The 11,872-nt window shown below is 61.9% G+C and carries 10 protein-coding genes; 3 read left to right on the plus strand and 7 right to left on the minus strand.

What is annotated here, in order from left to right; genetic code table 11:
• Positions 1-19: 19 nt before the first annotated feature.
• Positions 20-472 (plus strand): DUF2155 domain-containing protein, encoded by a 453-nt coding sequence (locus AC1Z3V_RS23995; protein WP_483502139.1) that lies wholly within the window; start codon positions 20-22, stop codon positions 470-472.
• A 67-nt stretch (positions 473-539) separates the two neighbouring features.
• On the opposite strand, the gene AC1Z3V_RS24000 is transcribed toward AC1Z3V_RS23995, so the two are convergent.
• The 6 genes from AC1Z3V_RS24000 to AC1Z3V_RS24025 all read right to left on the minus strand — a co-directional run bounded on the left by AC1Z3V_RS24000 (position 540) and on the right by AC1Z3V_RS24025 (position 5,366).
• Entirely contained in the window at positions 540-1,469 is a 930-nt protein-coding gene (locus AC1Z3V_RS24000) for a DUF2167 domain-containing protein (protein ID WP_483502141.1), read from the minus strand.
• An 86-nt stretch (positions 1,470-1,555) separates the two neighbouring features.
• Positions 1,556-2,170 carry a leucyl/phenylalanyl-tRNA--protein transferase gene (gene aat / locus AC1Z3V_RS24005; RefSeq protein ID WP_483502142.1) on the minus strand — a complete coding sequence of 205 codons (615 nt, stop codon included), beginning with the start codon at positions 2,168-2,170 and terminating at the stop codon, positions 1,556-1,558.
• 10 nt (positions 2,171-2,180) lie between these two features.
• Positions 2,181-3,524 (minus strand): acetyl-CoA carboxylase biotin carboxylase subunit, encoded by a 1,344-nt coding sequence (accC, locus tag AC1Z3V_RS24010; RefSeq protein WP_483502144.1) that lies wholly within the window; start codon positions 3,522-3,524, stop codon positions 2,181-2,183.
• Between the two features lie 12 nt (positions 3,525-3,536).
• Positions 3,537-4,019, minus strand: coding sequence for an acetyl-CoA carboxylase biotin carboxyl carrier protein (gene accB, locus AC1Z3V_RS24015; RefSeq protein ID WP_483502146.1), 483 nt, complete (start codon positions 4,017-4,019; stop codon positions 3,537-3,539).
• 26 nt (positions 4,020-4,045) lie between these two features.
• On the minus strand, positions 4,046-4,492 hold the full coding sequence (gene aroQ, locus AC1Z3V_RS24020; protein ID WP_429808875.1) for a type II 3-dehydroquinate dehydratase: 447 nt from the start codon (positions 4,490-4,492) through the stop codon (positions 4,046-4,048).
• 106 nt (positions 4,493-4,598) lie between these two features.
• Positions 4,599-5,366: a DsbA family protein gene (locus AC1Z3V_RS24025; protein ID WP_429808878.1), complete on the minus strand. Its 768-nt coding sequence runs from the start codon at positions 5,364-5,366 to the stop codon at positions 4,599-4,601.
• A 236-nt stretch (positions 5,367-5,602) separates the two neighbouring features.
• Here AC1Z3V_RS24025 and AC1Z3V_RS24030 point away from each other — a divergent pair, with 236 nt between their 5' ends.
• Complete coding sequence (locus tag AC1Z3V_RS24030; RefSeq protein ID WP_429808880.1) at positions 5,603-6,760, plus strand: pyridoxal phosphate-dependent aminotransferase; 1,158 nt, start codon at positions 5,603-5,605, stop codon at positions 6,758-6,760.
• A 172-nt stretch (positions 6,761-6,932) separates the two neighbouring features.
• On the opposite strand, the gene AC1Z3V_RS24035 is transcribed toward AC1Z3V_RS24030, so the two are convergent.
• Positions 6,933-9,731, minus strand: coding sequence for an Rne/Rng family ribonuclease (locus AC1Z3V_RS24035; protein ID WP_429808883.1), 2,799 nt, complete (start codon positions 9,729-9,731; stop codon positions 6,933-6,935).
• Between the two features lie 769 nt (positions 9,732-10,500).
• Between AC1Z3V_RS24035 and AC1Z3V_RS24040 the strand changes: the two genes are divergently transcribed.
• A complete protein-coding gene (locus tag AC1Z3V_RS24040; RefSeq protein ID WP_429808952.1) occupies positions 10,501-11,721 on the plus strand; it encodes an N-acetylmuramoyl-L-alanine amidase in 1,221 nt (406 codons plus the stop codon).
• Positions 11,722-11,872 lie beyond the last annotated feature (151 nt).

An 11,872-nucleotide genomic window follows, 5' to 3' on the forward strand; every position in this document is an offset into this window, starting at 1 on the left:
ACGCGGGAGACAGGCGACAATGACAGGTTCTGATCTGCGCAAAGCAATCGGCCAAGGTGCGCGGCGGTTGGGCTTGTCCCTGCTTGCCGGTTTGCCGCTGATCGCCTCGGCGGGAGCCGTCGATGCGGCGCGCCTCTCCAATGCCGTTGCTGTCTTCTCCGGCATCGACAAGATCACCGGCCGTATCACGACCTTCGACGTCTATATCGGTGAGACGGTCCAGTTCGGCGCCCTTCAGGTCACGCCGCGCGTCTGCTACAGCCGCGACGATACCGAGGCGCAGAAGATCACGACCTTCGTCGAGGTTGAAGAGATCACGCTCGACCGCAAGATCCGCCGCATCTTCACCGGCTGGATGTTCGCCGATAGCCCGGGCCTGAACGCCGTCGAGCATCCGGTCTATGACGTGTGGCTGCAGTCCTGCAAGGCGACGTCCGATTTGCCGCCGCCGGATACCGCGGCGAAGCAGTAGTCTGCCAAGGCTGCCGGACCTGAGATCGGCAGCCCAACACCTATCCATCTCCGTCATCATCCCGGCGCTATGCGCTTGGCGGTTCCTTGCGGCCGAACAGGCCCTTGACGAAACGCAGAACCGCAGCGCCGGCAATCAGGACCACTACGGCGCCTTTTTTCAGAAAGGCCAGCGCGACGGCAAGCAAACCGGCCTTGGCGGCGACCTTGGCGCCAGCGCCGGCAGCAATAAGACCCGCCATTCCGTAGGCCGCGACCGCGTCGCCCTCCTTGAAGTCCGCGTAAGCCTGACCGGCATCGAACTGCACCATGCCGGTCACACCCGGCAGTCCCGCCTTGATTTCATCGAGTTGCTCGAGTCCCGAAATGAAGTTCATCTGCAGCACACCTTCCCGGCTGAGGATGCGAACCGAATAGTTCAGGGTGTGGGGACCGTTCGGATCCTTGCCGAAGATCAGGTCACGTGCCCAGTGCATCGTGTGCGTTCCCAGATCGTAATGGGGAGGGGAGGCCCAGCCAACCAACGTGATCGGATCGTAGCCCTGCTTCTCGCGCTCGATGTTGTTTTCGGCTGAGGCTTCCTTTAGTTGCGCCAACAGTTCGGTGAAGTCGGTCGTCAGCGCATCTGCGTCCGAGACGTAACCGTCCTTCAGATAGTCGATGGCCGATCCCCAGGCTTTGTCTGCGTCCGGCGCATACTTGGCGGGAAATACCATGCCGAGATAACCCTCGGCCGAGCCGGGCGGATTGCCCCACAGGTCGACAAGGACCTTCCTGGTATCGGCAGGATCCAGGAAATAGAAATCCGCTGGAATGTCGAGCTGCGCATGGGCAGAGGGCAGCGACACCTTGCCCTGCTTGAAATCAAGCGACCCCACGATGGCCGAATACTCGGGTGACAGGTTCGGTTCGCTACCGAACATCTCACGATATGTCTTTGCTTCCGCAACTGCGCTGGAAGCCATGAAAACCGATAATGCCAATATGAACTTGTTCATCCAGATGTCCCCTCGAATACGGCCGAAGTCTGGATGAACACGTGACCGAAGTACATCTCCAGGTGGAGATATCCAACGAAGAGTATCTAGAACGAGAGGTCCGGCGAGTTCATCGCGTTGCCGAGCATGATCTCATATTCGGCCTTCGGTACGTCGATCGCACCGAAGGATTTGAGATGCTCAGTGGTGAATTGGGTGTCCAGCAACTCAAAGCCCCGGGCGCGCAGGTGCTCCACCAGGTGCACGAGGCAGATCTTCGAGGCGTCGGTGCGCCTGGAAAACATACTCTCGCCGAAGAAAGCCGAACCGAGCGAGACGCCGTAGAGACCGCCGACCAGCACGTCATTCTCCCAGGCTTCGACGCTGTGGGCGTAACCCATCGTGTGCAGCGTTGCATAGAGGGTACGGATCTTGCTGTTGATCCAGGTCGTCGGCCGGTCCGGGGCGGGGGCGGCGCAGCCTTCCATCACCGCTTCGAAGGCGGTGTTGAAGCGGATGTCGAAGGGTTTCCGGCGGATCGTCTTGGCGAGGCTGCGGGAGACATGAAAGTTCGTCAGCGGGATAACGCCGCGAATTTCCGGCTCGACCCAGAAGAGCTCCGGGTCGTCGGCCGAATCGGCCATCGGGAACAGGCCGATCGAATAGGCGCGCAGCAGCATATCCGGGGTAATGTCGGGCTGCTTGCTGCGCGTCCCTTTCAACGTATGGCCCTTACTCGGACGTGGCGGCCAGATGCTTTTCCAGCCAGTGGATATCGTAGTCGCCGTTGGCGATATCCTGATTATTGATCAGGTCTTGGAACAACGGAAGCGTGGTCTTGATGCCGTCGATGACAAATTCGTCGAGGACGCGGCGCAGACGCATCATGCACTCGACGCGAGTGCGCCCGTGTACGATCAGCTTGCCGATCAGGCTGTCGTAGTACGGAGGGATACGATAGCCCTGATAGGCACCGGAATCGACGCGTACACCAAGACCGCCCGGCGCGTGGAAATGCGTGATCGTGCCCGGGGAGGGGACGAAGGTGCGTGGGTCCTCGGCGTTGATGCGGCATTCGATGGCGTGACCGGAGAACACGATGTCTTCCTGCTTGACCGAAAGACCGCCGCCGGACGCGACGCGGATCTGCTCGTGCACGAGGTCGATGCCGGTGATCGCTTCGGTGATCGGATGCTCGACCTGAAGACGGGTGTTCATCTCGATGAAATAGAACTCGCCGTTCTCGTAGAGGAACTCGATCGTGCCGGCGCCGCGGTACTTGAGCTTCTTCATGGCGTCGGCGCAGATCTGGCCGATCTTCATGCGCTGGTCGACGTTGAGAGCGGGGGAGTTCGCCTCTTCCCAGACCTTCTGGTGACGACGCTGCAGCGAGCAGTCGCGCTCGCCGAGGTGTACGGCGTTGCCCGCACCGTCGCCGACGACCTGGATTTCGATGTGACGCGGCTGGCCGAGAAACTTCTCCATGTAGACCGCGTCGTTACCGAAGGCCGCCAGGGCCTCGGCGCGCGCCGTGGCCACGGCATGTTCGAGATCGGCTTCCGTTCGTGCAACCTTCATGCCGCGGCCGCCGCCGCCGGCGGTGGCCTTGATCAGAACCGGAAAGCCGATCTGGCGGGCGACTTCAAGCGCATTCTCCGGCTTCACTTCGCCATCGGAACCCGGAACGACCGGGATGCCAAGCTCCTGCGCCGTCTTCTTGGCGGTGATCTTGTCGCCCATGAGGCGGATGTGCTCGGCCGTCGGGCCGATGAAGGTGATGTCGTGCGCTTCGAGAATTTCGGCGAACTTGGCGTTTTCCGACAGGAAGCCGTAGCCCGGGTGCACGGCGTCGGCACCGGTAATTTCGCAGGCGGCGACGATCTGGTGAATGTTCAGATAGCTATCGCGCGAGGGCGGCGGACCGATGCAGACGCTCTCGTCGGCGAGGCGCACATGCATGGCGTCGCTGTCGGCCGTGGAGTGGACGGCAACCGTCGCGATGCCGAGCTCCTTGCAGGCGCGCAGCACGCGAAGGGCGATTTCGCCGCGATTGGCAATGAGAATTTTCGAGATCATCGCCGCGCCGCCTTATTCGATTACGATCAGCGGTTCGCCATATTCGACGGGGGCTGCGTCCTGAACGAAGATTTCGGTGACCTTGCCCGAGCGCGGAGCCGGGATCTGGTTCATCGTTTTCATCGCCTCGATGATGAGGATGGTCTGGCCTTCCTTGACGGTGGCGCCGACTTCGATGAAGGGGCGCGCACCGGGAGCCGGAGCTAGATAGGCGGTGCCGACCATCGGGGCCGTCACAGCGTTCTTCGACGCGCGGCCACTATCGGCAGCCGGAGCGGCGACGGCGTTGGCCGGGGCGGCGGCGGCAGCAGCGGCAGGAACCTGATAGGCCGGCATCTGCGGCATCATCGGCATTGCCACCGGCGTGCCGTTGCGCGAGACGCGAATGCGCAGGTCGTCCTGCTCGACTTCGATCTCGGTCAGATCGGTGTCCTTGAGAATGTTGGCGAGATCGCGGATCAGCGCCTGGTCGATACCTGGTTTCTTGTCAGCCATGGAATATGAGCCTCTTAATGTTCTTTTTATTTCGACGGATTTGTCAGGTTCTTTAGCGCATGCAGCGCAAGAATGTAACTCTGCGCGCCGAAGCCGCAGATGACGCCTTTGACGGCAGGCGCGATCATCGATTTGTGACGGAATTCTTCGCGCGCATGGATGTTCGAGAGGTGGAGTTCGACCACCGGAATGCCGATGGCGCGGATGGCGTCGTGAAGCGCGATCGACGTATGGCCATATGCCGCCGGATTGATCGCCACGCCGGCGGCGACGCCGCCAGCCTCATGCAGCCAGTCGACCAGCGTGCCCTCGTGGTTTGATTGGCGGAAATCGACCGCGAAGCCGAGCGCATCGCCCTCGGCTTTGCACATCGCCTCGATATCGGCGAGCGTCTGGCCGCCGTAAATACCCGGTTCGCGCTTGCCCAGCGCATTCAGGTTGGGGCCGTTCAGCACGAAAATGGTCGATGGCATAAGGGATTCCGGTCCGATGATGGAGGGTTACCTATAGACTGATGGTCCCGCGAGGAAAAGCCCTTTGGGCCCCCGCGGGATTTGTCCACAGTCATGGGAAGGTTCGTCAGCAGGCCGTCTTGCCGCACTCGCGCATATTGGCGACCTTGCCCTCGATTTCTTCGGCGCCGACGGCGCCGAAGACTGCCTCGTTGCCGATGACATAGGACGGTGTGCCGGTGATGCCGAGGTCGTTGGCGAGCCCATAGGCCTCGCGCACAGCCGCGTCATGCGGCTCCTTTTCCATCTTGGCGCGCAACTGATCCTCAGGAACGCCGAGCTTGGCGGCGACCGCAAGGGCGGTCTCTTCCGTAGCGCGGTCTTCGCCGCCGAGCAGGGCGCGATGGAAGTCGCCGTACTTCTCCGGAGCGATGAGACGGAACGCAGCACTCACCTTGTGCGCCGCCAGCGAGTCCGGGCCGAGGATCGGCAGTTCCTTCAGCACGAAGCGGACGTTCTTGTCCTTGCCGAGGATTGCGTCCATGTCCGAAAGGGCGCGTTTGCAATAGCCGCAGTTGTAGTCATAGAACTCGACGATGGTGACGTCGCCCTTGGGATTGCCCAGCACCATGTCATAGTCGGAGTTGAAGATCGCCTTCTTGTTCTCGGTGATCGCGCTTTCGGCGGCCTCCTGCTGCTTGGCACGCTGCTTCGTCGTCAGCGCCTCCTGGACCTCCAGCATGATCTCCGGATTGGCGATCAGGTACTCCTTGATGAAGGCGCCGATCTCTTCCTTCTGCTTCGCGTCGAGCGCAAACGCGCTCTGCGGCAGGCTGACTCCGGCCACGAGCGCGGCGAGCGTTCCGGCGGCAACCATCTTGGTGCTGAAATTCATTTCTACCTCGTTGTCCTTGCGTATCCTGTGTGTCGTCCATTGCCCATCGTCACGTCAACCGGGGCAGTTCCAAAAGACAACAGGAATCCTCGTATTCGCTATATGCTCGCAGCATAGGGTGGGTGCCGCGGAAACGAAACGGCAAAATCGGCGGAAATACGGCACTCGCGGACTTGTGAAGGTCAATATCATCGGGCAAAGGGGCTGGAGCACAGCCGCATATCGAGGATTTTCCGTTGATCGACTTGTCAAAACGCAGCGCCGTCGAACCTTTTCACGCGATGGATGTGCTGGCGGAGGCGACTCGTCGCCGCAATGCCGGCCACCCGGTGATCTCTATGGCGGTCGGGCAGCCGGCGCATCCGGCGCCGGCGGCCGCATTGGAAGCCGCGCGCAACGCGCTGCAACACGGGCGCCTTGGCTATACCGATGCGCTCGGCACTCTGTCGCTGCGCAAGGCCATCGCCCGCCACTACGAGAAGCGCCACGGCATTGCACTCGATCCGCAGCGGGTAGCCGTGACCACAGGGTCATCGGCCGGCTTCAATCTCGCTTTCCTCGCGCTCTTCGATCCCGGCGATTGCGTCGCCATCGCGCGGCCCGGCTATCCGGCCTACCGCAACATCCTGGCCGCGCTCGGCCTGACGGTGGTCGAGGTCGAGGCCAATGCCGACACCGGCTTCACGCTGACGCCGGAAAGCCTGGCGCGGGCCGCCGCAAAGGTCGGCCGGCCGCTGAAGGGCGTATTGCTGGCAAGCCCGGCGAACCCGACCGGCACCGTCACGGGCAGGGCCGGCCTCAGGGCGCTGGCCGACTATTGCCAGGCGGAATCGATCGCCTTCATTTCGGACGAGATCTATCACGGCCTGACCTTCGCTGGCGAAGAGGCGAGCGCGCTGGAGGTTACCGACGAGGTGATCGTCATCAACTCCTTCTCCAAATATTACTGCATGACCGGATGGCGCATCGGTTGGATGGTCTTGCCGGCCGACAAGGTGCGCGGATTCGAGCGCATCGCCCAGAGCCTTTACATTTCGCCGCCGGAGCTGTCGCAGATCGCTGCCGAAGCTGCGCTCGACGCGCATGAGCAACTCGACGGCTACAAGGCCGCCTATGCGGCTAATCGCGAGATGCTGCTGAAGCGCCTGCCGGAGATCGGCTTCTCCATCGCCTCGCCGATGGATGGCGCCTTCTACGCGTATGCCGATGTCAGCCGCTTCACCAATGACAGCATGGCCTTTGCCCGCCGGATGCTTGCCGAGATCAATGTCGCGGCGACGCCGGGCTTCGACTTCGATCCGCTCGAGGGACACCGTACGATGCGCTTTTCCTATGCTGGCGCTGAGGGTGACATGGCCGAGGCAATGGACAGGATCGCCCGCTGGCTTGCCTGATTACCCGGCCGAACGGACGGGGGAGCGAAGACGTCCCGTCTGCTTCGGCTACTACCTGTAAAGAAAAGGCCCGGAGCGATCCGGGCCTTTTCTATTCACGATCTTTCGCGTTCAACGCTTCGAGGCGCCAGGGTCCCGGTTCGGCTTCGAGCCGGGACCAGAGAGCGACTTCTTAGAAGAAGCCGCGGCGCTGCCACCAGCCACCCTTCTTGGGCTTGGCGGGCTCTTCCTCTTCGCCTTCGGCCTTCGGAGAATTCGAAGTCACGACCGGTTCCGAGGCGATCTTCGAGAGATCGCGGTTTGCGCGCGCCGGCCTGGTTTCGGCGAGGTCGGCCGCAGCCTCTTCCACAGCCTCGGCGGCGACGTCGACGTCTGCCGGCTGATCTTCGACGGCGGCCTGGGCGACGTTATCGACGGCCGCGACCGGTTCTTCCGCCTTCACAGCCTTCTTGCGGGTCCGCTTCGGCTTGGCCGGTTTGGCCTCGACGACCTCGGCCTCCTCGACGGCTGCAGCGGTTTCCTCGGCGGCTACGGCGACTTCGATCTCGGCGGTAACGGAAGGCGCTTCTACGGCCTCCGGTTCGTCGGCGTCATCACCTTCCGCATCGGCCTCGATCTGGCCTTCTTCACCTTCGCCCTCCGGTCGGTTGCGGCGGCCACCGCGCTTGCCGCGACGGCGACGCTTGCGCTTCTGTTCGCCGTCAGCGGTCGTGGCTTCGGTGTCGACGCTCTCGTCGTCGGCTTCGCCTTCATCTGCCTCGTCTTCCAGATCGCCTGCCGCTTCGGAAGCCTGGGTCACACCGCCCTCGGCTTGCTGGCCGCCCTTGCCGCGACGGCGACGCCGGCGCTTGCGCTTGCGGCCACCCTGGTCGTCGGAGGACTGGGCAGCCTTCGGCTGCTCCTGGCGCTGCTCGCTGGCGATTTCTTCGGCTTCTTCTTCGTCGAGATCCTCTTCGATCACGACGTCATCTTCTTCCGGCTCCGGCTCGAAATGCAGGAGCTGCTCGATCTTGACCGGGTTTTCGACCGGTTCGCCGCGATCGATCGCGAAGTGCTGCGCACCGACATGGGCGTCTGCCTCGATGATGATCGAGACGCCGAAGCGACCTTCGTAATCCATGATCGTGCCGCGCTTCTGGTTGAGCAGGTAGAGCGCGATATCCGGGATGGTGCGTACGGTGATGTCGTGCGTGGTGTTCTTGAGCAGATATTCCTCGATGCCGCGCAGTACATGCAGGGCGACGGAAGACTGCGAGCGAACGTGACCCGTGCCGTTGCAGTGCGGGCAGGTCTGCATCGTCGATTCGAGCACCGAGGCGCGAATGCGCTGGCGCGACATTTCGAGCAGGCCGAAATGCGAGATGCGGCCGACCTGGATGCGGGCGCGATCGTTCTTCAGGCAGTCCTTCAGCTTCTTCTCGACGGCGCGGTTGTTGCGCTTTTCCTCCATGTCGATGAAGTCGATGACGACAAGGCCGGCAAGGTCGCGCAGGCGCAACTGGCGGGCCACTTCTTCGGCCGCCTCGAGGTTCGTCTGCAGCGCCGTGTCTTCAATCGAGTGCTCGCGCGTCGACCGACCGGAGTTGACGTCGATCGAAACCAGCGCTTCGGTCTGGTTGATGATGATGTAGCCACCGGACTTCAGCGTCACCTGCGGCTGCAGCATGCGGTCGAGCTGTGCTTCGATGCCGGAGCGCGAGAAGATCGGATGCACGTCGCGATAGGGCTGAACCACCTTGGCGTGGCTCGGCATCAGCATCTTCATGAAGCCCTTGGCTTCCTTGTAGCCTTCCTCGCCGGAAACGATGATCTCGCCGATATCCTTGTTGTAGAGATCGCGGATCGAGCGCTTGATCAGGCTGCCTTCCTCATAGACGAGGCAGGGGGCAGTGGAGTTCAGGGTCAGCGTGCGGACATTTTCCCACAGGCGCATCAGGTATTCGAAGTCGCGCTTGATCTCGACCTTGGTGCGGTTCGCACCGGCGGTGCGCAGGATGACGCCCATGCCCTGCGGCACTTCGAGGCCGCGCGCGATTTCCTTCAGGCGCTTGCGGTCCTGCAGGTTGGTGATCTTGCGGGAGATGCCGCCGCCGCGCGCCGTGTTCGGCATCAGCACCGAGTAGCGGCCGGCGAGCGACAGGTAGGTCGTCAGCGCCGCGCCCTTGTTGCCGCGCTCTTCCTTGGCGACCTGGACGAGCAGGATCTGGCGGCGCTTGATGACTTCCTGGATGCGATACTGCTTCCGGGGCTTGCGGATCTGACGATCCGGAACCTCTTCCATGGCGTCTTCCGCGCCGACGGACTCGATGATTTCCTTTTCGCCATCGTGGCTGTCGTCGTCATCATCGTCGTCGTCATGGCGACGGCGGCTGTCGACGTCCTCGGAGATGGTGTCGGTATCGACCATCGCGGCCATTTCGCCGCCGTTGCTTTCGTCGCCATCGGCGGAGGCGGCTGCCGCTTCTTCGGCAGCCTTGGCCTTGGTCTTGCGGGTGCGCTTCGGCTTTGCCTTCGGCTTTTCGGCCGGCGCTTCGTCTTCAACCACTGGTTCGGCGGCGACGGTTTCTGCCGGCTGCGCCGCGGTTTCGGGCTCCGTTGCGACCTCGAGGTCGACGGGAACGGAAAGCTCGCTCGTCGGCGCCGGTGCGGTTTCGACATGTTCGATGTCGTCGTCGCGTCGTGCTTCTTCGGCTTCGGCCTTCAGCAGGGCCTGACGGTCGGCAAGGGGGATCTGGTAGTAATCGGGATGAATTTCGGCGAAGGCCAGAAATCCGTGGCGGTTGCCGCCATAGTCGACGAAGGCGGCCTGCAGCGAAGGCTCCACCCGGGTGACCTTCGCCAGATAGATATTGCCGCGGATTTGCTTCTTATGTTCCGACTCGAAGTCGAATTCTTCTATGCGGTTCCCGCGTACGACAACGACGCGCGTCTCCTCGGAGTGAGACGCATCGATAAGCATTTTCTCTGCCATCTAAGCTGTGCTCCTCGGCGCACCAGCGGAACGGGAGACAGACCTGCTTCCTTGGGAAGACTGCCAAACACGTCGGAAGGTGCGCCGGATATGAAAGTTCCTGTTTGGTGCAGGCGATGGTGCAGCAGCCAGACGACAGCCGGAACATGTCTGTTCCGGGGCCGCTCTACTTCTGACCGATACCGCTGAGTCAACATCAATGACCAAACAAGAATGCCAATGTCCAAGGTCTCATGAAGACCCGATGAATGCGCCCGCTTGCGGGCGTTGGTGAAAAATCACCATCAAGAACTCCGGCCACCGCCGGAAATTTGCGATCCAGTATACGAGGAGGAAATGCAGAGACGGCGGATGAACGCTTGCGACCGCGGAAGTGCGATGCGTTTAACCGGTTAATCCGGTTCGACCACTCCCTGGCGCCAAGCTTTGGAGAAGCTCCGGCTGCCCGGTCGACTGTTCTATCCCGTCAACACTTTCTCCTTGTGACGCTTTTATGTTTTCTATGTCACATTGGCAAGGGAAAAGCCCGTGCCGCCACAATAATGATCGATTCGCTTGTCCACGTGGAGTAGGCCGGCAAATGATGAATCGATGGCTTCGGTGCAGAGCGGAAGATGACCTTTGTCAAGCTTTGGTTAACCATAAAGGTTCATTGATCAAGGTGTGCGTTTGGTGGCCGCGTCGGCTGCCGTCTGGTTTTTGAGAAAGTGGTGGGGAGCCCAAGGTGAAGCCTTTGGCGGTTTGGATGCGCGGTTCGCTGTTGTCGTTAATGTCGCGTACGGGTTGGCGTTTGCTCGGTGCATCGTTGCTCGTCGGAGGTTTTCTCTTGAACGCGCCGACCGCCAATGCTGTCGAGCCGGGCCCCTTGCTCGCTTTTGGCGCACGGATCGCCGGTGACGACGCGCGCACTCGGGTCGTCGTCGAGTTCGACCGCAAGCCGGATTTTTCCCTTCATTACGTGGCCGACCCGGTTCGCGTGGTTGTCGATCTTCCGGAAACAGCCTTTGGCCTGAAGGCGGAGAGCCTCGAGCCGCGTGGCCTGTTCGATGCGATCCGCTATGGCGGCATGGGGGCGGGCAATTCCCGCATCGTTCTCTCCGCGAAGGGACCGGTCGCCGTGACCCATGCGGAAGTAATTGCGGAAGAAGGGGGCAAAGGCTACCGCCTGGTCCTCGACGCCGTACGGGTCGACCAGGCGCGTTTCGATGCGCTTCTCGGCGAACAACAGTGGACCGGTTCTGTCGCAGCGACGAAAACCGACAGACCCGTCGCGGTAGCGCCTACGAAGGACGGCGGGCCGTTCATCGTCGCGATCGATGCCGGTCACGGCGGCATCGACACCGGCGCGCTCGCCGGCGAGACGAAGACGGAAGAGAAACACGTCACGCTGGCCTTTGCCAAAGATCTCGCCGCGGCCCTGAACAAGGGCGCGGGGATTGAAGCTTTCCTCACCCGCGAAGAGGATGTCTTTCTCTCGCTGCCGCAACGCGTGCAGATTGCCCGCAACAAGGGCGCCAATCTTTTCATCTCGCTCCACGCCGATGCGCTTCGGCAGAAGGACATCCGTGGCGCTACGGTCTATACGATCTCCGACAAGGCGTCGGACCATCTGGCCGCAAGCCTTGCTGCCCGCGAGAACCTTTCGGACGAAATCGCCGGCGTACCACTTCAAAGCGAGCCCGCGGAGGTCGCCGATATCCTGATCGACCTGACCCGCCGCGAGACGCAGGCCTTCTCCGTCAATATGGCGCGCGCGGTGGTTTCCTCTTTCGAGGGCCAGATCAATCTCATCAACAACCCGCACCGCTTCGCCGGGTTCCGGGTGCTGCAGGCTCCCGATGTGCCGTCGATTCTGCTGGAACTGGGATTCCTGTCGAACAAGGAGGATGAGAAGTTGCTGCTGGATCCGGAATGGCGTCGAAAAGTTTCGGAACGTCTTGCCGTCGCGGTTCAGCGTTACCGCGAGCAGGCGGTCGCCAGCGGCGGCTGACGTTTGAAGGCAGGCCCGGGAACGAAGTGATTTGTGTCGCCCCGGTAACAGCGTTATGCTTTTCAACTGGATGCGCACGCAATAATCAGAAACAGCCCTATTTTACGCACAATCCGCGACCTAACCGGAATTGCGCCCGGATTTGTTGAGA

The organism is Ensifer sp. 38_S197 (genome assembly GCF_056924495.1).